Here is a 25,031-nt window from a genome sequence, read left to right as displayed (position 1 = left end):
AAGGTGCAGGTGTGGCTGACATTTCTCGTATGAGGGATGTCAGCTTTTGTTTTAGCGAATTCGCGTACTCATTCATTGGCAAAACCTCCTCGTTTTTTCAAGGGGCTTCGCCACACGATTTCACCTATTTGTCAAGTCCTTTTTTCTTTTCCGCGCAAGAAAAAGAGCAGGCTATCTTTTCGATAACCTGCTCTTTTTCTTGATTTTTGGCCCTGCGCCTTAACTTAATGACATTGCCCTCCTCGGAGGGCTTTTTGTTTTAATCCTGGACCACACTCGTGCTATAATAAAGGGAAAAATGGGTAATAGATGAAAGGAAGAGGGCTACATGGCATCAGAGTATTCTTTCGACGTGGTATCCAAGGTGGACATGCAGGAAGTGAACAATGCGGTACAGCAAGCGCTCAAGGAGATCGAGACGCGCTTCGACTTCAAAGGCAGCAAAAGCAACATTTCTCTAGAGGATGAGCAGCTTGTCGTTTCATCGGACAGCGATTACAAACTGAAGAGCGTCGTGGATATTCTGCAATCCAAGCTTATTAAACGGGGAGTGCCGATCCTGAACATGGACTTTGGTAAAATCGAGCCGGCCTCCGGCGGAACGGTTCGCCAGAACATTAAGATGAAACAGGGGATCGACCAAGAAAACGCGAAAAAAATGAACATCCTGATCCGGGACTCCAAAATTAAAGTCAAGAGCCAGATCCAAAGCGACCAATTGCGCATAACAGGGAAGAGCAAGGATGATCTTCAAGCCGTTATGGCGCTTTTAAGAGGAGCCGATCTTCCGCTCGAGTTGCAATTCATTAACTATCGATAAGGAAGCGATAAGAGGTATGCCACTTTTTGACACGTATTGGGGGTTCGTTTATACTGTTGTGGATAACAACGGACGAACGTTTGGGGGAAGACATCCATGATAGAAAGAGTCAGCGTCGTCACGCTTGGCTGCGAGAAAAATTTAGTCGATTCCGAGATCATGTCCGGGCTCATTCACAAGCGGGGCTTCTCTCTGGTAGAAAAACCGGAAGATGCGACAGTTATCATCGTGAATACGTGCGGATTCATCGACGCGGCGAAGGAAGAATCGGTCAATACGATACTTAATTTGGCGGAGCTAAAAGATACTGCGCGCTTAAAGGCGCTTATCGTTTCGGGTTGCTTGACCCAGCGATATAAGAAGGAACTCATGGACGAAATGCCTGAGATCGACGGGATCGTCGGTACGGGCGATTTTCATCGAATCAATGAAATCATCGACGAGGCCCTACGCGGACGCAAACCGGTCTACGTAGGTAACCCCGTGTTTAATTATGAAGAAAACCTCCCGAGGTTGTTATCGACGCCTCGCCATACGGCCTACGTGAAAATCGCCGAAGGTTGTGACAATGCTTGCACTTTCTGCAGTATTCCGATTATGCGCGGACAATTCCGCAGCCGTTCGATAGAATCTATTATTGCCGAAGTCAAGATGTTGGCCGAACAAGGCGTGCGTGAGATTAGCCTGATCGCTCAGGATTCGACGAACTACGGAACCGATTTATATGAAGGCTTTAAGCTCCCGGAATTGCTCAATCGCGTTAGCGAGGTGCCTGAAATCTCGTGGGTACGGCTTCACTATGCATACCCTGGATTTTTCACCGACGAGCTGATCGAAACAATCGCGAACAATCCGAAGGTGTGCAATTATATCGATATGCCTTTGCAGCACAGCGAGGACTCCATTCTGAAGAGAATGCGCCGTCCGGGACGGCAACGCGATGTACGGGAGTTGATCGGGAAGATCCGCTCCCGGATTCCGGAAGTAGCGCTTCGCACCTCGATGATCGTCGGTTTCCCCGGGGAGACGGAGGAGGACTTCGCAAACCTATGCGAATTCGTCCGCGAGATGAAATTCGACCGTCTTGGCGTCTTCGCATATTCACAGGAGGAAGATACGCCGGCGAACCGCTTGCCGGGCCAACTGCCGGATGATGTGAAACAGTTCCGTGCCAACACTTTGATGGAAATTCAACGTCAGGTAGCTAGCGAGAACTCCTCTAAATACGTCGGTCGCACGATAGAGGTATTAGTCGAGCGTTACGACGGACGCAGTGACGTCTTCATCGGACGGAGTCAATACGATGCTCCGGAAGTAGACGGGGAAGTGTTCATCTCGAATTGTCCGGTGCAGATCGGCGAGATGAGCAAGGTTAGAATTACCCATGCATACGAGTATGATTTGTCAGGGGAGGGAATCGCGTGAACCTCGCCAACCGGATCACGCTTGTCAGAATTTTTCTAGTGCCTATCATGACGATCTTCCTATTGGTTAGGCTAGACGTTGAACCTCTAACGATAGGTAGTTACTCTATTTCATACAATCAAGTCTTCGCGCTTATTCTGTTCATTATCGCGGCGAGTACCGACGGACTGGATGGTTACATCGCACGCAAGCGCAAGATCGTGACGAATCTTGGGAAGCTCCTGGATCCGCTTGCGGACAAGCTCCTAATGGCAGCCGTTCTGATCGCGCTAGTGGAAATGGGTAAATTAGGCGCTTGGGTGGCTATCGTCATAATCAGCAGGGAGTGGGCTGTTACCGGCCTAAGGCAAGTGGCTTTGCTTGAGGGCGCGGTGCTTGCGGCGAGCAAATGGGGAAAATGGAAAACCGCCGTGCAGATTACGATGATCATCGTTCTGCTGCTTAATAATTTTCCGTTCAACTTCATCGACCTGCGAATCGACTTGGTCGTCGTTTGGGCGGCAGTACTGATCACGGTTTACTCCGGCATAGATTATTTTGTGAAAAACAAAAATTTAATTCCGGTTTCGAATTAAGAACCGACATAACGAGGTGCGGTGCATAGCATGAGAGCAGAGATCTTAGCTGTCGGCACGGAGCTGCTCCTCGGTCAAATCGTAAACACGAACGCCCAGTATCTGTCGCGAGGTTTGGCAGAGCTGGGCATTGATGTTTATTATCAGACTGTGGTGGGCGATAACAAGGAAAGACTGATACAAGCGATCGAGATTGCCCGGGGTAGAGCAGATTTGCTCGTGTTTACGGGCGGATTAGGACCAACGCTGGACGACCTTACTCGAGATGCTCTTGCGGAGTATTTGGGGCTTAGCGTGGAATTGCACGAGCCTACGATGGAGAAGATCGTGAGCATGTTCGCGGGACGAGGCGGTGCTTTCGTCGAGAGCAATCGTCGTCAAGCGCTATTGGTTAAAGGCGCGACTCCTTTGCGCAACGATACGGGACTCGCGGTGGGCAACGCATTGCGCGTTGGCGAGACGTGTTATTTGCTGCTGCCGGGACCGCCGCGCGAGATGAAGCCGATGTTCGACAACGACGGCTCGGCTTGGCTGAAGGAGCAGCTCGGACCTGCTCTGACTTTACATTCCGTCATGCTCAAATTCGCCGGTATCGGGGAATCCGGGCTTGAGGATCTATTGATTGATCTTATTCGAGAGCAACGGGATCCAACGATCGCCCCTTACGCAAAAGAAGGGGAGGTCGCGATCAGAGTCTCCACCAAAGCCTCGGATGCAGAGGAAGCTTCTAGGAAACTGGAAGGCGCTTTGACGGAAATCCGCGGAAGAACCTCGGCGTATTTGTACGCGGAGGAGGACGTGCCGATTGAGGCGATGATCGTGCGCAAGCTAACGGAGCAGCAACGAACGTTGACGTTGGCTGAGAGCTGCACGGGAGGTATGGTGTCGGAGCTGATTACTACGATTCCGGGCAGTGCGGTTGTTTTTCTCGGCGGCATCGTGACATATAGCAATGGCATGAAGCTAAAGCAGTTAGGCGTTCCCGAGGCGCTGCTCGAAGGGCCGGATGCCCCTGGAGCCATTAGCCCGGAGACTGCCGCGGCGATGGCTGAAGGAATGAGGCGAGTTGCCGATTCTGATTTCGCCGTGTCGATCACCGGCAACGCAGGGCCTGCCGCTGCCGAAGATAAGCCTGTCGGGCTCGTTTACATAGGCTTGGCCGAACGGGGGCGGGAGACGCGCGTAGAGAAGCTGCAGCTGTCCGGAGACCGCGAAGGCATTCGCGTGCGTGCCGCAAAGCGGGCGCTCTACATGCTCTGGCTGTCGTTGTCTGGTCGGGGTTGAACCTCCTGTAGCCAATATCCCTTTCGCTCAGGTGGGCAGGTAAGTCGAGAGGGGTATTGTGTGGTAGGCGCGTCGTGAGGGGTATTGTGTGGCAGGCGCGTCAATAGTGGCATAGTGTGGCAGGTGACGCTTGTATGGCCATTATCCCTTTCGCTCAGGTGGGAGGCACCTTCGAATGCGGCATAGTGGGTGGCAGCTTTCTATGGCCATTATCCCTCTCGCTCAGGTTGGGCAGTGGCGACATTTCAGTTAGTAGGAAGTTGAACCTGCTTAGAAAGTACCGCCATATGTGCTGATTGCCTCCAACCTACGAAATACCCTCGCGAGGAACGCTTAATCGCTGAAAATGGGATATTATTATAAGAATAATAGAAGATGTGACGAAAAAAATGACGATACTTGTCAATAAATCGAGGTTGTGGTACAGTCTACTAGAAAGTTGCGGAAGAACCGTAGCGAAGATTACTTTGCTGCGGTTCTTTTTTCGTAAATTAATCGAACAAATGTTCTCAAAATGCTTGGCAAACGGTTGGAAACAAGGTATGATAAATCTATCAAAGAGGATAAGGATGTGGGTGTGTTGTCGGATCGTCGCGCCGCATTAGACATGGCTTTGCGCCAGATTGAGAAGCAATTCGGTAAAGGCTCGGTTATGAAACTCGGAGAGAACGCTAAAATGCAAGTAGAGACGGTCTCCAGCGGAGTATTAGCACTAGACATAGCGCTCGGCATAGGCGGATATCCGCGCGGGCGGATCATAGAAGTATACGGACCGGAATCCTCTGGTAAAACGACGGTTTCCCTTCATGCAATCGCCGAGGTTCAACGCGTAGGCGGTACGGCCGCATTCATCGATGCGGAGCATGCGCTTGACCCGGCGTACGCGAGAAGTCTTGGCGTAAACATCGACGAGCTATTGCTCTCCCAACCGGATACGGGCGAACAGGCGCTTGAGATCGCCGAAGCGCTCGTACGCAGCGGCGCCGTCGATATTATCGTCGTCGACTCCGTCGCGGCGCTCGTGCCTAAAGCGGAAATCGAAGGCGACATGGGCGACTCATTCGTCGGCTTGCAAGCCCGGTTGATGTCGCAAGCGATGCGCAAGCTTTCCGGTGCGCTCAGCAAGTCGAAGTGTCTTGCGATCTTCATTAACCAACTTCGCGAGAAAATCGGCGTTATGTTCGGTAATCCGGAGACGACTCCGGGCGGACGAGCCTTGAAGTTCTATGCAAGCGTACGATTGGACGTTCGTCGCGTTGAAGCGATCAAGCAAGGCAATGACGTGGTCGGTAACCGTACCAAGATCAAAGTCGTGAAGAACAAGGTAGCGCCTCCGTTCAAGCAGGCGGATGTCGATATCATGTACGGCGAAGGGATCTCGAAGGTCGGAAGCATTATCGATATCGGCGCCGAGCAGGACATCATCCAGAAAAGCGGAGCTTGGTTCTCTTATAATAGCGAACGACTCGGCCAAGGACGCGAGAATGCGAAGCAGTATCTGAAGGATAACCCTGAGATTTCCGACAAAATCGAGAAGCAGATTCGCGAAGCTCTGTTATCATCCTCGCTAGCGGCAGCTAACTCTGCTGCGTTCAGCACTGACGATGACGATGATACGGAGTTTGGCGAAGATATTTAATCTCCCTTGGCAGGGGAGATAGAAGAGATTATGACACTTAAGCGGCATATTTTTGCCGCTCTTTGTGTTTTTAGGGAAGGGGTCTGAGCGAGCGTGTACAAACCCAAACGCGGACGGTATGGATCCGCTAACGGCAAAGCCTCCAGCGGAAGAACAGGCAAGCCGTCTCCAAGCACCAACACGGGGGGTAACCCTTTGGGCTTGCCAGTGCTCGGTGCGCTCGTGACGGGCATGGAGGCCGATTCCAAGAGGCCTCATATGTACCGCATTGCACTAGAATTGCAGTTAGATGAGACGTCTACAGTGGACTTTGATGATGATAAGTTGCGGGAAACGGAACCGATGGCGGATTGGAACGACGAGGTTGATGCGCTTATCGCGGGAGCGCAATCTACTCACGGTGAAGGTGAATCGCTATTGACGGTTCACGAGGACACTCTCGTTAGTCTTCGGTTGTTGAAAGGACGCCGACTAACCGCGGAGGAATACGAGACGCTTAAAAAAGATGAGCAGAAGGAAGAGGCGTACCGTTCCGCTCTTATTATGCTAGAACGCAAAGCGCGGACAACGTCCGAATTGTCTAAATCGCTTAAGATCAAAGGATACGCCCCAGAGGTCGTAGAGGCTTGTCTGGAACGTCTGCAAGCGCGCAGGATGATAGACGACACCGCGTACGCCAAGCGCTTTACAGAGCAGCGTGCGGTCGGACAGCGCAAGGGGCGGATGTTGATCAGGCAAGAGCTGCTCCAAAGGGGCGTTGGCAGGGAAGATGTGGAACAAGCGCTGGGTGAATTGGACGGCGAAGTGGAACAGGATTCGGCTCTGGCGTTAGCGCGCAAGCGCTGGCCCAGTATTAAAGGAAATGACAGGGAGCGCAAGCAGAAATTGATGGCCGTGCTCATGCGTCGGGGATTTCCCTCCGGCATCGCAAGAACCGCGGTACAGCAAGCGGCAGCAGACTCGGGAGAGCGGGATCCGGATCTGTTTTACGCCGAGGAAGACGCATTCGTTGATGAATATATGGAAGATTAGTGGAAAGCATGGGCGAACGCTTCATTCGAACCTAAGAACCTTGCTTGACAATCTAATTTAGCAAAAGATAAAATGATTTTGTATTCCATCTTTCAATCTGAACGCTTTTTCCTTCCAAAATGCGATTCAGACCGTGTTATTTCGACCCTTTATGCTTTGTTTACATGTAATCAAACGGTTTAGAAACCGGAAAATCAATTGAATAAGTATCCCCAAGCGGTTGCCTTGGTGATGCAACGAGGAGGTGAATGACCATGATAGATACATGGATCTGGGTCCTCATCGTTCTCGTTGTTGGGGTCCTTTGCTTTGGGATCGGTTACGTCGCACGGAAGTCTATTGCGGAAGCCAAAATCTCTAGTGCCGAAGCGGCTGCCATTCAGATCGTAGAAGCTGCCAAGAAAGAATCGGAAGCCGTTCGCAAAGAAACGGTGCTGGAAGCCAAAGACGAGGTGCACAAGCTCCGCAACGAAGCGGAACGCGATATTCGCGAGCGCCGCAACGAAATTCAACGCCTGGAAAGGCGGCTATTGCAAAAGGAAGAGTCGCTGGACCGCAAGCTAGAAGCGTTGGAACGCAAAGAGGAGCAAGTCGCCAACAAAGAGAAACGAGTCGAAGAGACCCAAGACCAGATCGAAACGCTGCACAAACAGCAGATGAACGAATTGGAGCGCATTTCGAACCTGTCGACAGAAGATGCCAAACAGATGATTTTGTCGAACGTGGAACAGGAAGTGCGTCACGAAACGGCTCAACTGATCAAGGAAATCGAGCATCAAGCGAAAGAAGAAGGCGACAAGAAAGCGCGCGACATCATCTCTCTCGCCATTCAACGTTGTGCCGCGGATCACGTGGCGGAAACGACGGTATCCGTCGTGACATTGCCTAACGAAGAAATGAAAGGACGCATTATCGGTCGTGAAGGACGTAACATCCGTGCTCTTGAGACGTTAACGGGTATTGACCTCATTATCGATGATACGCCGGAAGCGGTCATTCTGTCGGGCTTCGACCCGATTCGCCGCGAAATCGCTCGGACCTCCCTGGAGAAACTGGTTGCGGACGGACGGATTCACCCGGCTCGCATCGAGGAAATGGTGGAGAAGTCCCGCAAGGAAGTCGACGAAAGAATTCGCGAGTACGGCGAGCAAGCTACCTTCGAGGTGGGCGTGCATGGCCTTCACCCGGATTTGATCAAAATCCTAGGTCGTCTGAAATTCCGGACGAGCTATGGCCAGAACGTGCTGAAGCACTCGATGGAAGTCGCCTACTTAACCGGCCTTATGGCCGGGGAACTGGGAGAAGACATCACGCTTGCTAAACGCGCAGGCCTGCTACATGATATCGGCAAAGCGCTCGACCACGAAGTGGAAGGCTCGCATGTCGAGATCGGCGTGGAATTGGGCAAGAAATACAAGGAACATCCCGTTGTCATCAACAGTATCGCGTCCCATCACGGGGACGTGGAAGCGACTTCGGTTATCGCAATGCTCGTCGGAGCGGCAGATGCGCTTAGCGCAGCCCGTCCCGGAGCGCGCCGCGAAACGTTGGAGACGTACATCCGCCGGCTCGAGAAGCTGGAGGCCATCTCCGAATCGTTCGAAGGCGTCGAGAAATCGTACGCGATCCAAGCCGGACGCGAAGTGCGCGTCATGGTTCAACCGGAGAAGATCGACGACACTGAGGCGTTCCGCCTAGCTCGGGATATTACGAAGAAAATCGAAGGTGAACTGGATTATCCAGGCCACATCAAGGTTACCGTCATTCGTGAAACCCGCGCGGTCGAATACGCCAAATAAATTACGGAATGCAGGGAAGGCTGAAAAGTGGCTGCGGCAACATGCAGCCACTTTTCCCTTTTTTCAAACGGAAAGTGAGTGGTGTTGAATGAAGGTCGTTTTTATCGGCGATATCGTTGGCAATGTAGGCAGAGATACGGTAAAGCGGTTGCTGCCTTGGCTTAAGGATAAATATAATCCCCATATTATTATTGCGAATGGAGAGAATGCTGCTGGAGGTCGGGGAATTACGACGACGATCGCCCGGGAGCTTTTCGAGTGGGGCGTGCACGGAATTACGATGGGCAACCATACATGGGATAATCGTGAGATATTCGAGTTCATCGATGATGAACCAAGAATCGTTCGCCCATCCAATCTGCCGCATGGGACTCCAGGGCGCGGCAGTATGATCGTGAAAGGGAACGGCAAAGAGCTCGGAGTCGTTAACCTGATCGGCCGTACCTTCCTGCCGCCGGCTGAATGTCCGTTCAGAGTGGCCGATGAAGAGATAGAGGAGCTTCGTCGCCAGACAAAATGCATTCTCGTAGACTTTCATGCGGAAGCGACGAGCGAGAAGATCGCGATGGGCTGGCACTTGGATGGCTACGCCTCATTGATAGTCGGGACCCATACACATGTACAAACGAACGATGCCCGGATTTTGCCGGAAGGAACGGCTTACTTAACGGATGCGGGAATGACGGGACCGCGGGATGGGGTTCTGGGCATGGAGAAGGAAACGGTGCTTCGCCGATTCATCACGGGAATGCCAGGCAGATTTACCGTTGCGGAAGGGAAGTGGACATTGAACGGAGTGTTTGTGGACGTTGATGAGTCGACAGGAAAAGCCGTAAAAATTCAAAACATTTCCGTAGATGAGGATTCCTGGATCGCCGTATAGAAATATTCAGAATATATAGACGCTTTCATGGCCAAACCCCTTAGGAAAAGAAGGAATTATCGTCGGGGTTACCGAATAAGTATGCCTTAGTGGGCCCATCCTTTGATTCCGATGAATTCCCGATGCAACCAATGAATGATGTGGGTTGTCATAAGAGGAGGTACTGGTCATGGAAGTATTAAAGGTTTCCGCAAAGTCCAATCCAAATTCCGTAGCAGGCGCACTGGCAGGCGTTCTCCGCGAACGCGGAGCTGCAGAACTGCAAGCAATTGGCGCCGGGGCGCTCAATCAAGCGGTGAAAGCGGTCGCGATCGCCCGCGGTTTCGTGGCACCAAGCGGGGTAGACCTGATCTGCATCCCGGCTTTTACGGATATTGTGATCGATGGAGAAGACCGAACTGCCATTAAGCTGATCGTCGAGCCAAGGTAAGAAAATGGAATGACATGCTGTCGACCTGTTCCAAGATGAGGATCGCAAGTAGCGTGATTAACGTTACGGCACGATCCTCATCGATGAGGCAGGTTTTTTTGTGCCTGCAGAGAGGAAGCGATAAGATGAGGATAACCGATTTGCACGTAGACGTACTCTGCAAGTTGCTTGAAAATCCCGGTTCCAATTGGCGAGCATCCGACGCTGAAAATAAAAGGTATGATGTGACACCCGACCGATTAAGGAAAGCGGGAGTAGGGCTTCAGGTATTCGCCCTATATTTACCGGAAGAAATTCCTGTTAATCCGGAGTCTATGTTCCATGCGGTTGAGCTGTTCTGGAGCGAGGTTCTTACGGTGAAAGGGATGAAGCTCATTCGTAGAGCCGAAGATATGGAAGTCGCGGCACGCGAAGGGAAAATCGGCGCGCTTCTATCCTTGGAGGGAGCCGACGGGCTCCGAGGGAACCTCTGGGCGCTGCGCCTCATGTTCCGTTTGGGATTGCGGTTGCTCGGACCGACGTGGAACCATGCGAATTGGGCGTGCGACGGAGCGATGGAGCCGCGCGGGGCAGGATTAACGAAAGCGGGGAAAGAGCTGGTTACGGAATGCGAAAAGTTGGGTATCCTAGTAGATGTGTCTCATTTATCGGATCGGGGCTTCTGGGATTTGGCCGAGCGCGCCAAACGCCCTTTTTTCGCGTCGCATTCGAATGCCCGGTCTATTAAAGACCATCCGCGCAACTTAACGGATCAACAGATTCTGGCGATTATCTCGGCGCAAGGGATCATAGGGCTTACGTTCGTCCCGTGGTTCGTTACCGCGCCGGAGCCCGCAACGATAGATGATGTTCTTCGCCATGTGGAGCACGTGTGCGAGCTTGGCGGGGCCGGGCATCTCGCATTCGGATCGGATTTCGACGGAATTTCTCGGCATGTCCAAGGACTGGAGCATCCCGGCCGTTATCCGGATCTGATCGACGCGCTGTTGAAACGATATCCCGAGAGTATCGTAGAAGATATCGCCGGGGGAAACGCGAACCGATTTTTTACAAAAAATCTACCTAACTGAATTAATCAGCTGACATCAATCTCAATTTGGCATCAATCCCATCGCAAAGCTCTATGTGTTATATACGCTGATAGGTCTTGCATTTTACATTGTTAAAACATAAGATTTATAAGGGTAATAAAAAATATTATAGGGTTATTCTGTCGAAAATGGACGAACCAGAGATTAAGAGGAGATGGGCACTGTGATCAGTCAACTGTCATGGAAAATTGGCGGCCAGCAAGGTGAAGGCGTGGAAAGTACCGACCGTATTTTCTCCACCGCACTGAACCGACTGGGTTACTACCTGTATGGGTACCGACACTTTTCCTCGCGGATTAAAGGCGGACACACGAATAACAAAATCCGCATCAGCACGAAGCCGATTCGAGCGATTTCCGATGACCTGGACATTCTAGTTGCTTTTGACCAGGAAAGCATCGATCTGAACGCAGGAGAGCTTCGTCCGGGCGGTGTCGTTGTCGCCGACGCGAAATTCTCGCCGACGATCCCAGAAGGCGTGCAAGCGCGGCTTTTCGCAGTACCGATTACAGCCATCGCAGAAGAGCTTGGCACTTCCCTCATGAAAAATATGGTCGCTTCCGGTGCTTCCTGGGGGCTGCTTGGTCTACCTATGGAAGTATTTAATAAAGCAGTTGAAGAAGAATTCGGACGCAAAGGTCCGGCGATCGTGGAGAAAAACATCGAGGCGGTTCGCCGCGGAGCGGAATTCGTCCTGGAACAAGCCGGCGGACCTCTTGACGAGTTCAAGCTAGAGGACGCGGACGGCAAGCAGAAGCTATTCATGATCGGTAACGAAGCGATGGCGCTCGGATGCGTCGCCGCAGGCTGCCGTCTCATGGCTGCATATCCGATCACTCCCGCGTCGGAAATCATGGAATACCTCATTAAGAAGCTTCCAAAGTTCGGCGGAACCGTCGTTCAAACGGAAGATGAAATAGCTGCCGTAACGATGGCGATCGGCGCCAACTACGCAGGCGTTCGCACGATGACGGCGTCCGCCGGTCCAGGTCTCTCGCTCATGATGGAAGCGATCGGACTATCCGGAATGACGGAGACCCCGCTGGTTATCGTCGATACGCAGCGCGGCGGTCCTTCGACGGGCTTGCCGACCAAACAAGAGCAATCCGACATCAATGCGCTCATCTACGGCACGCACGGAGAGATTCCGAAATTGGTTGTCGCGCCGAGCACGATCGAAGAGTGTTTCTACGATATGATCGAAGGCTTTAACATTTCGGAACAATATCAGGTCCCGGTTATTATCGCGACGGACCTGCAATTGTCCCTTGGCAAACAGACTTCGGAAGCCCTTGACTACGACAAAATCGTGATCAACCGCGGTAAGCTATTGAAGGATGAATTGCCTGCTAACGAGGACAACCGTTTGTTCAAGCGTTATGAGCTGACGGAAGACGGAGTCTCTCCTCGCGTGCTGCCCGGCATGAAGCATGGTATCCACCATGTAACCGGCGTTGAACACGATCAAGAGGGAAGACCATCGGAGAACGCTCTGAACCGCGAAAAAATGATGGACAAACGCTTGGGCAAGATCAGCGAGCTGCGCGTCACGAACGCGATTAAAGCGGATGCGCCTAACGCGATTCCCGACTTGCTCATCATCGCGATGGGCTCGACCGGCGGAACGATCGAGGAAGCCCGCGCCCGGTTAACGGCGGAAGGCATCAAGACGAACCAAATCATGGTTCGCCAGATGCACCCGTTCCCGGTTGAATTGTTAAAGCCGCATCTGGAAGCCGCTAAGCAAGTGATCGTGCTGGAAAATAACGCAACAGGTCAGTTAGCAAACCTGATCAAGCAAAACAACGGATACCACGATAAAATCCGCAATTTGCTTAAATACGACGGAACCCCTTTCCTGCCTTCGGAAATTCACAAAGCCTGTAAGGAGCTGAACTAAGATGGCCACATTCAAAGAGTTTCGTAACAATGTCAAGCCGAACTGGTGCCCTGGCTGCGGCGATTTCTCCGTACAGGCGGCGATCCAACGCGCGGCGGCTAACGTCGGTTTAGAGCCGGAACAATTGGCTGTCATCTCGGGTATCGGCTGTTCGGGCCGGATCTCCGGTTATATTAACGCCTATGGTCTTCATGGAATTCACGGTCGTTCCCTTCCGATCGCGCAAGGCGTGAAGCTGGCGAACCGCGAACTTACGGTAATCGCTTCCGGCGGCGACGGCGATGGCTTCGCCATCGGTATGGGCCATACGGTTCATGCGATTCGCCGTAACCTCGACGTCACCTACATCGTCATGGACAACCAAATCTATGGCTTGACTAAAGGTCAAACTTCCCCGCGAAGCGCGGAAGGCTTCAAGACGAAATCGACGCCGGAAGGCTCGATCGAGTCGACGCTGTCTCCGCTGGAGATTGCGTTGTCCGCTGGAGCAACGTTCGTTGCCCAATCGTTCTCGAGCGATCTGAAGCAATTGACGACTCTGATCGAGGAAGGCTTGAAACATAAAGGCTTCTCCCTGATCAACGTATTCAGCCCGTGCGTCACTTTCAATAAAGTGAACACTTACGACTGGTTCAAAGAGAACATCGTGAACCTGGAGCAGTTCCCGGATTACGACCCATCCAACCGCATCGCGGCCATGACTAAGATTATGGAAACGAACGGCATGGTTACCGGCCTGATCTACCAGAACAAAGAGCGCAAAGCTTACGACGAAATGATCGTCGGCTTCAAAGAAGAAGGGCTCGCCAAGCAAGACCTTAAGCTGTCCCGCGCAGATTTTGACAAACTGTTGACGGAATTCAAATAAACATCGTTCTTGAGAGGCGCGCGGGTTTGTCCCGCGCGCCTCTTGCGTTATACTGAGGGTATAAGGAAATGAAGGAAAGGTTGGATGATCCATGTCTGCAGCATCGTCAGAGAGCAAGAAAGTACCGGTAGGCGTATCGGCTCGCCACATTCATCTATCACAAGAACACGTTGAGATATTATTCGGCGCCGGCGCTACGTTAACCGAGTTTAAGCCTTTATCGCAGCCGGGACAATTTGCCGCCAATGAAACGGTTGCCGTATACGGACCGAAAGGTTCTTTTCCTAAAGTACGCATTCTGGGGCCTTCCCGCAAAGCGACCCAGCTCGAAATATCCCGCACGGACGCCTTCTCGTTAGGTATTCAAGCACCGCTGCGCGAATCCGGCAATATCGAAGGAACTCCGGGAATCCGCATCGTCGGTCCTGCCGGCGAAGTCACCGTGGATAAAGGCGTCATCGTCGCCGCCCGTCACATCCATTTCCACACTTCCGACGCGGAGCGATGGGGCATCATGGACAAACAGCTGCTTAAAGTTCTCGTAGGCGGCGTGCGCGGCGTCGTATTCGAGCAAGTACTGGCTCGCGTCTCCGACCAATTCGCGCTAGACATGCACATCGACACCGACGAAGGCAACGCCGCCGGGGTAAGCACCGGAAATTTTGGCGAGATCGTGGAGTAACGGAAAACAGTATGGTTTAAGGTGTCACCTGTACAGAGGGTAAAATGTTCCCTCGAATAGGTAGAATTGTTTGGCCCTTTGTTCTTGCGATTAGCTATTTGACGGCAAGCAAGTGTTTCCAGAAGGGGGCGAGGATTCGAATAGGGTTCGAAGGGAAGGGGAGGTTATGGAGAGTTTACGTCCGCCTTTAAAATCGAGGTGTTACCGCATTATGCGATCAGAGACAACTTGATTTTAACCAGCGGCGGAATAACCTCCCCTTCCCGAAGAACTATCCTATTCGAAGCCGCGCCCGCACATAGCCGATGGTGCCGGTTCGTGATATAATACTTAGGGTTGAAGACCTGTTTTTCATAGGAGGGGAAAGGAAATGGCCAAAGAATCCAAGGATTTCAGTAAATACTTCGATTTCTCCGGTGCCAAAGTCATTTCCGAGGACCACAGCGGCAAAACGATCCGTCTGAACGGACGGGATATCCATATCGTCTCCGAGCCCGATTACCGGCAGGAGAAGCAACGGGGCAAAGAAGAAATTCAAGTCCATTATGAGAATGCCGTTACGGACGAGCTGAAGAACCTCGGAGTAGGAAAAAAATATTTGATCTATACTTACGGCTGCCAAATGAACGAGCATGACACCGAAGTGATGCGCGGCTTGTTCGAGGAAATGGGCTACGTTTCTACGGAAGACCGCATGCAAGCGGACGTCATCCTCTATAATACTTGCGCGGTTCGCGAGAATGCGGAAGACAAGGTGTTCGGCGAACTAGGTCATATGAAGGTGTTGAAGCAGCAGCGCCCGGAGCTCATTCTCGGCGTATGCGGGTGCATGTCGCAGGAAGCGTCGGTCGTGAACCGGATTATGCAGAAGCACGCTCATGTCGACATGATTTTCGGAACGCATAATATTCATCGCATGCCTCACTTGCTGATGGAAGCGCATTATGGCAAAGAAATGGTTATCGACGTGTGGTCTAAGGAAGGCGACATCATCGAGAACTTGCCGAAGAAACGCACCGATGGGTTGCGTGCTTGGGTGAATATCATGTATGGCTGCGATAAGTTCTGCACGTATTGCATCGTTCCCTACACGCGCGGTAAGGAACGAAGCCGTATGCCTGAGGACGTCATCGCGGAGGTTCGCGACTTGGCTCGCCAAGGCTTCAAAGAAATTACGCTGCTCGGCCAGAACGTCAACGCCTACGGCAAAGACTTCGAAGACCGCAGTTATCGTTTCGGCGACTTGATGGACGATATCCGCAAGATCGATATTCCGCGCATACGTTTTACGACGTCGCATCCAAGGGATTTCGACGATCATCTGATCGAGGTGCTGGCCAAGGGCGGCAATCTCGTGGAGCATATTCATCTGCCCGTGCAATCGGGAAGCACGGAAGTGCTGAAGAAGATGAGCCGTAAGTATTCGCGAGAGCGTTACTTGGAGCTGGCGGAACGCATTCGCAAGGAAATCCCGAACGCGGTACTGACGACGGACGTCATCGTCGGGTTCCCGGGCGAGACGGAGGAACAGTTCGAGGATACGCTGACGCTTATGCGCGAAGCTGGAATTACGTCGGCTTATACGTATATTTACTCCCCTCGCGAGGGGACTCCGGCGTTCGAGATGCCTGACGATGTTCCTCTCGAGGTCAAGCAGAAGCGGCTAGCCCGCCTGAACGAAGTGATCGGAGAGCTGTCCCTCAAGCATCATAACGAGCTGGTAGGTCAGGTTCTCGAGGTTCTGGTAGAAGGCGAAAGCAAGAACAAAGCGAGCGTGTTATCCGGTCGTAGCCGCTCTAATAAGCTGATTCATTTTGAAGGAAACAAGGAATGGATCGGGCAGTTCGTTCAGGTAAAAATAACGGCAGCCCAAACCTGGTACGTGAAAGCGGAAGTAGTAAGCGAGCCGGTTACGGTAAGCCAAGTAGGATAGAGGAGGAAAAAATAGAGATGTCAGCACACGCGCATGACCACGATCACGACCACCAACATGGGGACGAATGCTCGATCCCCACTTTCGATAACCGGGAGCTCATCGTCCGGGAGGATATTCTGGCCAGGGCCAAGGAATTGGCGCAGCTTATTACGACGACTGAGGAAGTAGATCTTTACCAACGCTCCGAGAAGATGATTCAGTCCCATGAAAGAGTGCAAGGACTGATCGCGACGATCAAGAAGAAGCAAAAGGAGCTTGTCGCTTTCCAGAGTACGTTCAAGAATCCGGCTATGGTCGAGAAGATCGAAGCGGAGATTGACACGATTCAGGACGAGCTCGACAATATTCCTATCGTACAGCAGTTCCAACAAAGCCAAGTAGACGTAAACTACTTGCTGCAGTCTATCGTATCGGTTATTCGCGATTCCGTAGCGGAGAAGTTGGACGTGGAAGCGGCGACACCAGCGGAAGCACCTGAAGAGTGCGATTAAACTTCACTTCATGCGCCGGAATTGGAATTCGCATAAGGAATAGGGTTTGATGACAACCTACAGTCGCAAGGGATTATATCCCTGAATTCTGAAGGAGGCAAACCACCTATGACTGAGGGTATTCCCAATTCGCAGACTCGGGCTCCTAAACCGGACGATCCGAAGAAGCAAGGACGTTCGGCCGCGAAGAAAAAATCCAAATAAAACAAAGGACCACGCGAGGTTGGCGTGGTCCTTTGTCTTGCAGCGGGTTATGGGCGTCCCGAGTTAGGAGGAACGGGCGAAAGACTTATAATGATATTCCGTTGATCGAATTGCACAAAGTATTGCTGATTCGGACTCAGCTTCCACTTCTGCAGCCAATGGGCGGAGAGTCTAAGTCGGTCATCCGACAGATTGGCGGGCACATGCAAACGGAAACGGCCTATGTTCCTTCCATGGCGGACTTTAATGATCATGCCTTGCCGTTCCGGAATACCCAGCCGGGATAATAGCTCGTATCCGACGGAAAGGGTTGAGGAGCCTAGCAAACTTGATGTTAGCAGCGCCGTGGTATCGCTTAGCGGCGAGGGTTTAATAGTAAGCGATTGATCGGCCTGGTTGTAGGTAAGCAAATACCGGCGCAAGGCGGTTAGTTGGAATTGACGTGCCAATGCATAGTTCATCTCCATGAAGTCGGCAAAGCATTCCCTTCCTTCAAGGAATTGAATCTGAATGGCTTGCTTGATCGTGCCGCGTTTCAAGGTGATCGGCGCGTTGCGGGGGATGGCAAGCAATTCCGAAGCCGAATCGGAGCAATTAAGGGTAAGGACGACGGTATGAATAGGAACTTTGGCGATGAAGAGATCTAGTCGACCGCTTGCCATAGAGATAGGACACACTCCTTCAAGGCAGATAAAACTCGTAATCCTCCTACTTTATGCGATGCCGGAGAAGCTTGTTTGTATCTTAGTCCTGAAAAAGGAAAAAGGACTTCCCGCTAGGGGAAGCCCTTTGGCTGTTTGCAATTGAAAAGGACGAGGTTATGATTTCTTCTTGATCGGACGTCGAATGGCCGGAAGAACCGGTTTGAGCGAGAGAATAATCAACGTCGCCACGACCGCTTTGATGGCATCACCGGGTAGATACGGGTAAAATCCTGCCTTGAGGGCACCGGAAAACGTATCGTAATCAGGATTGGCCGTTGCGTGCGCGAGCCAAGGAACTCCGGAGACGAACACCAGAAGCGAGCCGAAACCGAATACGGCCAGCAGAAGAATCAACTGACGAGACAGGGTTATCCTTTTCCTTCCGGAAAATAATGCATCGCTCGCAAGACCGATAAGTAAAGCAGCGACAGGATACATCCATATGTAGCCTGCGGTCGGTCCGGTGATTTTGGCTAATCCGCCAGCTCCGCCGATAAAGGGGAGCCCAAGCGCGGTCAAAGCAACGACGATAAAGATGCTCCAGAAGCCGTAGACGGCGCCGAGCAGTCCTCCAGCGAGCATGATCGCGAATGTTCCCATCGAGATAGGAACGGGCGTGAAGCCCAGCGGGATCTTGATCATTGTGGCCACGATGAACAAAGCGCCGAATAGGGCGGTAAACACGATGCCCTTGATCCATTGATTGGTCGCCATGCTTGATCCTTGAGTCGATGTTGCGGTGGTTGGATTGGACATTGTCAAAAAGCCTCCTAAATGTTAACCTTTAGTCTATATAGTGGTTAACAATTGAGATTGTAGCACGGAAATCGCGGATTGAAAAGAGGGATTTTGCAAGATGGAGCTGCAATCGATAGAGCCAATGGTGCTCAAAGAGGTATTCGTATATGGAATGAACGCGCTTGACGAGCCATCTCTTCGTTTGGATTCCGTCTCGTTAACCTTAGCGGCCGCCGAATGGTTAACCGTCGTCGGAGTGAACGGAAGCGGGAAGTCGACGTTAGCGAGATTGCTTGCGGGACTAGAGCCGGAAGGCAGGCATGGCGAGGTAAACCGAGGCTTCGCCGGAGACCGGAGCTGTCCGATCGTGCTGCAGCAGCCGAAGTCTCAATTATTCGGAGAAACTCCCCGGGAGGAAATTAGCTTTGCTCTGGAATGGCGCGGGGTTTCATCAGATCAAATTTCTTTTTTCGTAGATAGGGCGCTGTACAAAACGGGATTAACCGAAGTGGCGGATGAGCCTTGGGAAAGATTGTCGGGTGGACAACAGCAGCTAGCGGCAATCGCGGCGGCGACGGCTAGCGATACGACTTCTTTGCTCGTTCTCGACGAGGCGACCTCGATGCTGGATGAAGAGAATCGGAACGCGGTCAAACGCGTGGTCCGCGATTTATATAAGAAGGGAACAGCCGTCGTATGGGTGACTCAGCGGCTGGATGAGCTCGATCCGGATTCCCGCGTATTGGCGATCGGGGAAGGCAGGGTTATTTTCGATGGGGAAGTTCGGGAATTTCTATATGGGGTTTCAGGAGAGACGGCGGATGAGCTCTCTTCATTATCCCCTTGCCTCAGGGCAGGATTAAGATTGCCTTACTTGCCGGCGATGGCGCTTAATCTCAGACGACAGGGGAAATTGGATGATCCGCTGCCGGTGACGGCTCAGGAGTGGCGAAAGGTGATGGGGAACTTTGGAGTCGAGGCAAATGAAAGAGCAGCGCGATAATTCGGCACCAGTGCCGCTTCTGATAGACGGTATCGAATGGCGCTTGAGAGACGAGACAGGTGCTGCTAATCGGGACTCGGGTTTGCGGCTTGAGCCGGGGACGATTACGGTATTGATGGGACCTAACGGCGCAGGTAAAACGACATTGCTAGAAAAGTTAGCAGGCTTGCGGCCATTGGAAGGATTGCAGGTTTCCTATGGTTCTGAGACGTTATGGCGTCAAGGATGGACGCGGAAGAAACGGTTGAACGAGAGGGCGCTGCGCCGGTATGCTTATGCAAGCCAATCCCCCGAGGATGGGCTGTTCTCAAGGAGCATGCGAGAGGAGTTAGATTACTCGTTAAGGCCATATGCCCTGTCGGATAGGGAAAAGGAAGAACGGAGAAATTCAGCGATGGTCGCGGTCGGGTGGGATTCCTCTTGGCTTTCTCGGGATCCGTATCAGATGAGCGGCGGAGAAAGGAGAAGAGCCGCTATCGCTTCGGTGTTCGTCACGCCTGCACCATGGTTGTTCTTGGATGAGCCTACCGCGGGACTAGACGGGGCGGGGCACGAGACGCTGGCAAGGCAATTGGAAAACTCGAAAAAAGACGGGAAGGGCATCCTCCTTATCTCTCATGACTCAGATTGGGCCCTGCCTATGGCGGATATCGTTTTGCTGCTAAGCGTGGATGGATCGTTGAGAAAATGTTCCCGCGAGGAGTTGCTTATTCATCCTGAATGGCTGGAAGAGACCGGGATGAATGTTCCGGAGTGGCTATGGATTGCGCACCTAATGGTGAGTAATGGATTATCTGCGGATCAAGCCTATAGCCCAGCCGAAGCAGCAACCGCTTGGCCGGGTAAACTTCGTGAAGCTGCGGAAGCGCAAGAAATGCGAGCGGTCGAGCGGCAGAGAAGAAAAGAACGTCCGAAGTCGGCTATCCGTCATCGCTTGACGGAGTTCGATCCACGGTCGGTGTGGCTTTCGTACGTGCTTATTTCTACGGGACTTCTGACATTGGCGGATTGGGTTGCCTTGGGTGTAGGTGCAATCATCGTATTCTTACTCTTAACTGCCGGAAAAGTGTCGCTGCGGCGCTGGCGAGGTTTGATCGTGAATTACGCTGTTTTCTCCGTATTGACCTCGGCGATATTCGCATGGGGAGCTAGCGGTGGGGGGAGTCAATTCGAAGGGGAAGCGTTCATGGGAACCTTGTTTACTTTCGTTCGGACGATGCTCGTTCTATTGCTCGGGTTAGCGATCCCATTGGTTATGTCGCCATTGTCGCTAAGAAGATCGCTTGAACAAATGTTAACGTTTAAAGGAAAGACGGCGAAGTGGGTCCAGCAATTGATCCTGACGGTAACGCTTATGATGAGATTCATACCGGTGCTGTTGGATTTGTGGGAGCGTTTCGTGCGGATTTTCCTGGCGCGGGGCAAATCGATCTCTCGTAATCCGGTTGCGATCGGAAGAAGACTTCGGGATGTGTCGTTACCGTTCCTGCTAGCCTTGTTTCGGCTGGGGGACGAGGTTACGCTTGCGCTGGAGAGCAGAGGCGTCGGCTTCAGCGGACGTCCGACTTCGGGAACTCGGCTCAGGTGGAGGAAGCGGGATTATGTCTTTGCGTGTGGAGCGTCGGCGCTGGCGATTGGCTTATGGTTTTTTGCCAATCGCTGACGCAGTGATTAGGAGTCTAGCTTCTTGCTTGTAGATAGACATGCAGCAACGATGCCTAAGGCTGAGCCGAAGAGGAAACCGGCTTTCAGTCCGCCGGAAGCGTTCAAACCGCCAGCTAAGTAAGGACCCAGAAACATTCCCATCGAGTACACGGATTGGTATAGCCCCATCGCGGTTGCTCGCTCTGCCGGGACGAAATGTCGAATGGCTAAGCTAAGCAGAAGCGGGAAGTAGAGCGCTTGGGCGATTCCGTTAAGCATCTGGGTAATGGCAAGCCAACCTAGGTTCGGACTATATGGAATGGCTGCGGTGAAAACGGCGGATAGTAGAAAGCCGATAATGACGATTCTGCGAGTCCCGAAGCGGGGCGCGAGATATCGGCCAGTCCATAGGGATACGAGAGCATGAGGAATCATAAAGGAGATCACGATCCAGGTTAGCTCGTTCTTACTGGCTCCAAGCTCCGTCGCCTGCAGAGGCGTGAACCCGAACATCGTGATGAACAGGATCCCATGCGCGAGCAGGGAAAGGATCGATACTTTCCACAAGAGGGATGATCGGAGCACGCGTCTTACGGTTTGTTCGCGGGAATAGTCACTTGGCGGAACGATTTTCGATTCGAGCGAGCTGGGTTTCTTCTTCGGCTCATGGACGAACAACGTGACGAAAATTCCTACTGTCGCAACTCCGATTCCGCACAGAAAAGCATAGTTCCACCCGCCGAGAGAGGCAAGGTACCCGCTTGCGCTCATGCCGGCAAGCTGTCCGAACACCGTCAGGAAGCTTAGCGTTCCCATCGCTTGGTGCGTCTGATTAGTCGGGTAATAGGAAGCATAGAGAACGGAGAAGGGTACCCAAGCCGCCGCGCAAAGTCCGGCCATCAACCTTCCGGCGAGCGGTCCGCCCCATGTTCCGGGCAGCATGAACAATACGCAGCTCAATAGGCCGGCGACCATTCCTGCAATTAGGAACGGCTTGCACCGGGACATGACGTCTGAATACATGCCAAGAGGAAGCCGGGTCAGCACTTGCGTTAACCCGTAGCTGCCGAGAATAAAGCCGATCCAACCCATGGACAGTCCCCTGTCCTGAAGATAGGGGCTTAGTATCGGTACATAAATATACAATGTAGCCCAGTACAAAATCGTCGCGGCAGCAAAAATCAAGTGCCGGCGACTGAAGGGATGGGCTTTTTGCTGTGCGTGGAGTAACTCTGATGTATGCTGCATAGCTGTTAAAGTCCTCCAAGGGTGAATGATGAATGCTCTAGTAGACTAATAGTTATAGGTGCCCTTCTACTGTAACGGATGAATCGGGGATTGGGAAGAGTCGGCAATCTAGGTGGTAAGTTGGGTATAACCGTCGTATGTGCTCGTAGTGTAGAATAGGGATGTGAAGGGGCGGAACGTTTCGCGAGATTTATTTTCCGCAGGGGGGAAGTTGGTTTGATGTCATTGAAGCGGAAGCGGGGCGTCATTTTGATGCTCGCGGCGTTGATCGGGTTATCCTCGTATTTCTATGTGTTCCGCGTGACTGCTGATGAAGTTGTTGTGTATCGAATGATCGATTTTAACTCGGAGGGTCAGTATTCAAAGCTTGTCTTCACGGACAGGGAAGCGATTAAAGCCTTTACTTATGCGGTTAGATTCGCTGATAAACAACCAGGGATAGTCGACATCGCTGCGCCAGACTACCGATTCTATCTGGGCGGCAAGGGCTACTACCTCTGGCTTGACGAACGCTATGCCAAAGGAACTTTGATGAAACCGCCGAACACGGGCACGATCTATACGATAGGCAAATCCACGACGTCTAAGCTCAAGAAGATTATCGGTGTTGGGAAGTAGAGATGGACATGACGAAGAGGCAAGTGATATGATCGAGACAGGGCATACTCCGAAAGCATCGTGAGGCTATTCCTATCCAATGCGATAGGGGGGCCTTTTTTTGTTTACCTGGAATTAAAACGGGAGGGGATCGGAGATGGAAATCTGGTTGGGAAAGAGAAACGAGAGCGAGTTGTTGGTTAAGTTTGCTTATTCCGATGAAGGTATCGCGCGGATGCGACAGCTTTCCCATCGACGGTGGGAACCAGAGGCTAGGGCTTGGATTATCCCGTATATGCTGCTGACGATTGATGAGTTGTTAGAGAAGTTCGGAGATGCGAATGTAAGAGCGGACAGGGCTTTGATGGCGGAGTGCCAATTTCTATGCGACCTGTTGGAGGAGAGGGAGGCTCGGGCGCGGTCAAACCGCAAGGTTGTGTTCGAAGAATCGGAATGGGGTAAGTTTACGGAATATCAGTTGACGTTCGAGCTCAAGATTCGAGGACACAGCGTGAAAACCATCCGGACTTATTGCGGGCATGTCAGACGTTTTTATCGTTTTTATGAAGAGCATCGGGTGATAGGGGTTGCTGATCTCATTCCGAAATATAGCTACAGCTTATTGAGCGAGAACCGCTCGCATTCTTATGTTAATCAAGCGATAAGTGCGTTGAAGTTCTACTTGGAGAAGGTCTGCAGGGAGTACGGGGTTAGTCAGGCCTCATTCGTGCGGCCCAAAAAGCAAAAAAAGCTTCCTAACGTTCTTTCAACGGGTGAAGTTATACGTTTGCTTTCCTCCGTGGCTAATGGCAAACATCGAGCCATCTTGTTCCTAGCATATTCATCCGGGTTAAGAGTCGGCGAAGTTGTAAGATTGCGTTTATCGGATTTCGATTCAGAACGTAAAACCTTGCAAGTTCGTCAAGGAAAGGGGCGAAAGGATCGTCAAACTCTATTATCGGAAGCTGCTTATGAGGCTGTACAGATTTACGTGAAACAGGAAAAACCGGGAGGCGGCTGGCTGTTCCCCGGTCAGGCTTTAGGCAGTCATCTGACGGAACGTACCGTTCAGAAAGTATTTGAGAATGCCGTAGGTAAGGCGCAGATTCAGAAGGATGTTAGCGTGCATAGCTTGCGGCATTCTTTCGCCACACATCTGCTGGAAGGGGGGATCGACATCCGCTACATCCAGCAATTATTGGGACATAAGAACGTAACCACGACCGAAATATACACTCATGTGGCGATAAAGGACGTGAGCCGAATCCATAACCCTCTCGATCGGATTCTCGAATCATCCGAGTTAGAGGACGGATAGGGCAGCCAAACAGGAAAGGAAGGTTGAAGTATCTTAGCGAATATAGTAACCAATCATTTGGCCGAGTATGAATACTAAATGCTATCGGAGCGGGGAAAATTTTATGAGAAGTAGAGTTTACTATGGCTTTGCCATTGTGATCACAATCATACTTGGGATAAGTTCAAGAGAATTTTCTAGCTTCTTACCCAAATTCGTATCGGAGAATTTCGGCGATGGGTTATGGGCAAGTATGGTTTATCTTGGCTTTCGTGTTTTGCTTGTGCGTAAAAGTCTAACGTCCGCATTGTGGATGAGCGTAGTATTTTGTTGCGGAGTGGAATTTAGTCAACTCTATCAGGCGGATTGGATTAATGAATTTAGAAGTACGTTGCCGGGTTCGTTAGTTCTCGGGAAGGGCTTTCTGATTGCGGATTTCGCACGGTATGGCGTGGGGCTAATGACAGCGTATCTCGTAGATAGATATTTTCAGAAGTAGGTATTAATGGGTCTACTGCAGAGAGATGATATGTTTATGGTAAATGATTGTAAGTATGCGTATGATCATACAGGAAATGACAAGCCACATCGCGAATACTTCATCAAAGTCGTTTTCTGCGAAATACATAAAATTCCGGTAGATCAGAGATTCTACGAAATTCGCAGATATTGAGTTATATGACATTGGACCGAAGCTACTACGAGTTAAAGTATTTTTTGGCGAACAATCGAGATTGCCAT

At 51.7% G+C, this 25,031-nt stretch carries 24 protein-coding genes; 21 read left to right on the top strand and 3 right to left on the bottom strand.

What is annotated here, in order from left to right:
- The 16 genes from E2980_RS24495 to E2980_RS22115 all read left to right on the top strand — a co-directional run.
- The coding region (locus E2980_RS24495; protein ID WP_205700008.1) for a hypothetical protein at positions 1–203 on the top strand (203 nt) is incomplete at its 5' end.
- Between the two features lie 125 nt (positions 204–328).
- Positions 329–820: a YajQ family cyclic di-GMP-binding protein gene (locus E2980_RS22185; protein ID WP_135154413.1), complete on the top strand. Its 492-nt coding sequence runs from the start codon at positions 329–331 to the stop codon at positions 818–820.
- A 96-nt stretch (positions 821–916) separates the two neighbouring features.
- Positions 917–2,245: a 30S ribosomal protein S12 methylthiotransferase RimO gene (gene rimO, locus E2980_RS22180; RefSeq protein ID WP_135154412.1), complete on the top strand. Its 1,329-nt coding sequence runs from the start codon at positions 917–919 to the stop codon at positions 2,243–2,245.
- Positions 2,242–2,820 (top strand): CDP-diacylglycerol--glycerol-3-phosphate 3-phosphatidyltransferase, encoded by a 579-nt coding sequence (gene pgsA / locus E2980_RS22175; RefSeq protein ID WP_135154411.1) that lies wholly within the window; start codon positions 2,242–2,244, stop codon positions 2,818–2,820. The genes rimO and pgsA overlap by 4 nt, the downstream gene beginning before the upstream one ends.
- A 30-nt stretch (positions 2,821–2,850) precedes the next feature.
- Positions 2,851–4,104, top strand: a complete 1,254-nt coding sequence (locus tag E2980_RS22170; RefSeq protein ID WP_135154410.1) for a competence/damage-inducible protein A — start codon at positions 2,851–2,853, stop codon at positions 4,102–4,104.
- Between the two features lie 580 nt (positions 4,105–4,684).
- Positions 4,685–5,743, top strand: a complete 1,059-nt coding sequence (recA, locus tag E2980_RS22165) for a recombinase RecA (protein WP_135154416.1) — start codon at positions 4,685–4,687, stop codon at positions 5,741–5,743.
- 93 nt (positions 5,744–5,836) lie between these two features.
- Positions 5,837–6,775 carry a regulatory protein RecX gene (locus tag E2980_RS22160; RefSeq protein ID WP_135154409.1) on the top strand — a complete coding sequence of 313 codons (939 nt, stop codon included), beginning with the start codon at positions 5,837–5,839 and terminating at the stop codon, positions 6,773–6,775.
- A 254-nt stretch (positions 6,776–7,029) separates the two neighbouring features.
- Positions 7,030–8,574 carry a ribonuclease Y gene (gene rny / locus E2980_RS22155; RefSeq protein ID WP_240703144.1) on the top strand — a complete coding sequence of 515 codons (1,545 nt, stop codon included), beginning with the start codon at positions 7,030–7,032 and terminating at the stop codon, positions 8,572–8,574.
- Between the two features lie 88 nt (positions 8,575–8,662).
- Positions 8,663–9,457: a TIGR00282 family metallophosphoesterase gene (locus E2980_RS22150; RefSeq protein WP_135154408.1), complete on the top strand. Its 795-nt coding sequence runs from the start codon at positions 8,663–8,665 to the stop codon at positions 9,455–9,457.
- A 169-nt stretch (positions 9,458–9,626) separates the two neighbouring features.
- Positions 9,627–9,887 carry a stage V sporulation protein SpoVS gene (spoVS, locus tag E2980_RS22145; RefSeq protein WP_027084382.1) on the top strand — a complete coding sequence of 87 codons (261 nt, stop codon included), beginning with the start codon at positions 9,627–9,629 and terminating at the stop codon, positions 9,885–9,887.
- 125 nt (positions 9,888–10,012) lie between these two features.
- Positions 10,013–10,957: a dipeptidase gene (locus E2980_RS22140; protein ID WP_135154407.1), complete on the top strand. Its 945-nt coding sequence runs from the start codon at positions 10,013–10,015 to the stop codon at positions 10,955–10,957.
- A 184-nt stretch (positions 10,958–11,141) separates the two neighbouring features.
- Positions 11,142–12,878: a 2-oxoacid:acceptor oxidoreductase subunit alpha gene (locus E2980_RS22135; protein ID WP_135154406.1), complete on the top strand. Its 1,737-nt coding sequence runs from the start codon at positions 11,142–11,144 to the stop codon at positions 12,876–12,878.
- Between the two features lies 1 nt (position 12,879).
- Positions 12,880–13,746: a 2-oxoacid:ferredoxin oxidoreductase subunit beta gene (locus E2980_RS22130; RefSeq protein WP_135154405.1), complete on the top strand. Its 867-nt coding sequence runs from the start codon at positions 12,880–12,882 to the stop codon at positions 13,744–13,746.
- Between the two features lie 91 nt (positions 13,747–13,837).
- Positions 13,838–14,428, top strand: coding sequence for a phosphate propanoyltransferase (gene pduL / locus E2980_RS22125; protein ID WP_135154404.1), 591 nt, complete (start codon positions 13,838–13,840; stop codon positions 14,426–14,428).
- 370 nt (positions 14,429–14,798) lie between these two features.
- Positions 14,799–16,361, top strand: a complete 1,563-nt coding sequence (gene miaB / locus E2980_RS22120) for a tRNA (N6-isopentenyl adenosine(37)-C2)-methylthiotransferase MiaB (protein ID WP_135154403.1) — start codon at positions 14,799–14,801, stop codon at positions 16,359–16,361.
- A 17-nt stretch (positions 16,362–16,378) separates the two neighbouring features.
- The gene (locus E2980_RS22115; protein WP_135154402.1) at positions 16,379–16,855 is read left to right on the top strand and encodes a YlbF/YmcA family competence regulator; all 477 of its coding nucleotides are present in this window, start codon (positions 16,379–16,381) and stop codon (positions 16,853–16,855) included.
- 251 nt (positions 16,856–17,106) lie between these two features.
- Here E2980_RS22115 and E2980_RS22110 read toward each other — a convergent pair whose 3' ends face one another.
- Together E2980_RS22110 and E2980_RS22105 are read right to left on the bottom strand one after the other, a co-directional pair.
- Positions 17,107–17,721 carry a hypothetical protein gene (locus E2980_RS22110; protein WP_135154401.1) on the bottom strand — a complete coding sequence of 205 codons (615 nt, stop codon included), beginning with the start codon at positions 17,719–17,721 and terminating at the stop codon, positions 17,107–17,109.
- Positions 17,722–17,877: 156 nt separating this feature from the next.
- Positions 17,878–18,519 carry a biotin transporter BioY gene (locus E2980_RS22105; protein ID WP_240703143.1) on the bottom strand — a complete coding sequence of 214 codons (642 nt, stop codon included), beginning with the start codon at positions 18,517–18,519 and terminating at the stop codon, positions 17,878–17,880.
- 100 nt (positions 18,520–18,619) lie between these two features.
- On the opposite strand from E2980_RS22105, the gene E2980_RS22100 reads away from it, so the two are divergent.
- On the top strand, positions 18,620–19,504 hold the full coding sequence (locus E2980_RS22100) for an energy-coupling factor ABC transporter ATP-binding protein (protein WP_135154400.1): 885 nt from the start codon (positions 18,620–18,622) through the stop codon (positions 19,502–19,504).
- The gene (locus tag E2980_RS22095) at positions 19,485–21,167 is read left to right on the top strand and encodes an ATP-binding cassette domain-containing protein (protein WP_135154399.1); all 1,683 of its coding nucleotides are present in this window, start codon (positions 19,485–19,487) and stop codon (positions 21,165–21,167) included. The genes E2980_RS22100 and E2980_RS22095 overlap by 20 nt, the downstream gene beginning before the upstream one ends.
- An 8-nt stretch (positions 21,168–21,175) precedes the next feature.
- On the opposite strand, the gene E2980_RS22090 is transcribed toward E2980_RS22095, so the two are convergent.
- Entirely contained in the window at positions 21,176–22,396 is a 1,221-nt protein-coding gene (locus E2980_RS22090) for an MFS transporter (protein ID WP_135154398.1), read from the bottom strand.
- 219 nt (positions 22,397–22,615) lie between these two features.
- On the opposite strand from E2980_RS22090, the gene E2980_RS22085 reads away from it, so the two are divergent.
- The 3 genes from E2980_RS22085 (at position 22,616) to E2980_RS24830 (ending at position 24,789) form a co-directional block, all read left to right on the top strand.
- Positions 22,616–23,014 (top strand): YhfM domain-containing protein, encoded by a 399-nt coding sequence (locus tag E2980_RS22085; RefSeq protein WP_167747223.1) that lies wholly within the window; start codon positions 22,616–22,618, stop codon positions 23,012–23,014.
- A gap of 136 nt (positions 23,015–23,150) precedes the next feature.
- Entirely contained in the window at positions 23,151–24,311 is a 1,161-nt protein-coding gene (locus E2980_RS22080; RefSeq protein WP_135154396.1) for a tyrosine-type recombinase/integrase, read from the top strand.
- A gap of 67 nt (positions 24,312–24,378) precedes the next feature.
- Positions 24,379–24,789 (top strand): ribosomal maturation YjgA family protein, encoded by a 411-nt coding sequence (locus tag E2980_RS24830; protein ID WP_135154395.1) that lies wholly within the window; start codon positions 24,379–24,381, stop codon positions 24,787–24,789.
- The last annotated feature ends 242 nt before the right edge of the window (positions 24,790–25,031 follow it).

The organism is Cohnella luojiensis (assembly GCF_004564235.1).
Lineage (GTDB): Bacteria > Bacillota > Bacilli > Paenibacillales > Paenibacillaceae > Cohnella > Cohnella luojiensis.
Note: the sequence above shows the minus strand (reverse complement) of the source record. Positions and strands in the feature narration are given on the sequence as shown.

What these genes read in the sequence shown, in the direction of transcription:
- E2980_RS22185 (WP_135154413.1), top strand. Translation starts at nt 329, where the DNA reads ATGGCATCAGAGTATTCTTTCGACGTGGTATCCAAGGTGGACATGCAG.
- rimO (WP_135154412.1), top strand. Translation starts at nt 917, where the DNA reads ATGATAGAAAGAGTCAGCGTCGTCACGCTTGGCTGCGAGAAAAATTTA.
- E2980_RS22170 (WP_135154410.1), top strand. Translation starts at nt 2,851, where the DNA reads ATGAGAGCAGAGATCTTAGCTGTCGGCACGGAGCTGCTCCTCGGTCAA.
- rny (WP_240703144.1), top strand. Translation starts at nt 7,030, where the DNA reads ATGATAGATACATGGATCTGGGTCCTCATCGTTCTCGTTGTTGGGGTC.
- E2980_RS22150 (WP_135154408.1), top strand. Translation starts at nt 8,663, where the DNA reads ATGAAGGTCGTTTTTATCGGCGATATCGTTGGCAATGTAGGCAGAGAT.
- spoVS (WP_027084382.1), top strand. Translation starts at nt 9,627, where the DNA reads ATGGAAGTATTAAAGGTTTCCGCAAAGTCCAATCCAAATTCCGTAGCA.
- E2980_RS22140 (WP_135154407.1), top strand. Translation starts at nt 10,013, where the DNA reads ATGAGGATAACCGATTTGCACGTAGACGTACTCTGCAAGTTGCTTGAA.
- E2980_RS22130 (WP_135154405.1), top strand. Translation starts at nt 12,880, where the DNA reads ATGGCCACATTCAAAGAGTTTCGTAACAATGTCAAGCCGAACTGGTGC.
- pduL (WP_135154404.1), top strand. Translation starts at nt 13,838, where the DNA reads ATGTCTGCAGCATCGTCAGAGAGCAAGAAAGTACCGGTAGGCGTATCG.
- miaB (WP_135154403.1), top strand. Translation starts at nt 14,799, where the DNA reads ATGGCCAAAGAATCCAAGGATTTCAGTAAATACTTCGATTTCTCCGGT.
- E2980_RS22115 (WP_135154402.1), top strand. Translation starts at nt 16,379, where the DNA reads ATGTCAGCACACGCGCATGACCACGATCACGACCACCAACATGGGGAC.
- E2980_RS22110 (WP_135154401.1), bottom strand. Translation starts at nt 17,721, where the DNA reads ATGGCAAGCGGTCGACTAGATCTCTTCATCGCCAAAGTTCCTATTCAT.
- E2980_RS22105 (WP_240703143.1), bottom strand. Translation starts at nt 18,519, where the DNA reads ATGTCCAATCCAACCACCGCAACATCGACTCAAGGATCAAGCATGGCG.
- E2980_RS22100 (WP_135154400.1), top strand. Translation starts at nt 18,620, where the DNA reads ATGGAGCTGCAATCGATAGAGCCAATGGTGCTCAAAGAGGTATTCGTA.
- E2980_RS22095 (WP_135154399.1), top strand. Translation starts at nt 19,485, where the DNA reads ATGAAAGAGCAGCGCGATAATTCGGCACCAGTGCCGCTTCTGATAGAC.
- E2980_RS22090 (WP_135154398.1), bottom strand. Translation starts at nt 22,396, where the DNA reads ATGCAGCATACATCAGAGTTACTCCACGCACAGCAAAAAGCCCATCCC.
- E2980_RS22085 (WP_167747223.1), top strand. Translation starts at nt 22,616, where the DNA reads ATGTCATTGAAGCGGAAGCGGGGCGTCATTTTGATGCTCGCGGCGTTG.
- E2980_RS22080 (WP_135154396.1), top strand. Translation starts at nt 23,151, where the DNA reads ATGGAAATCTGGTTGGGAAAGAGAAACGAGAGCGAGTTGTTGGTTAAG.
- E2980_RS24830 (WP_135154395.1), top strand. Translation starts at nt 24,379, where the DNA reads ATGAATACTAAATGCTATCGGAGCGGGGAAAATTTTATGAGAAGTAGA.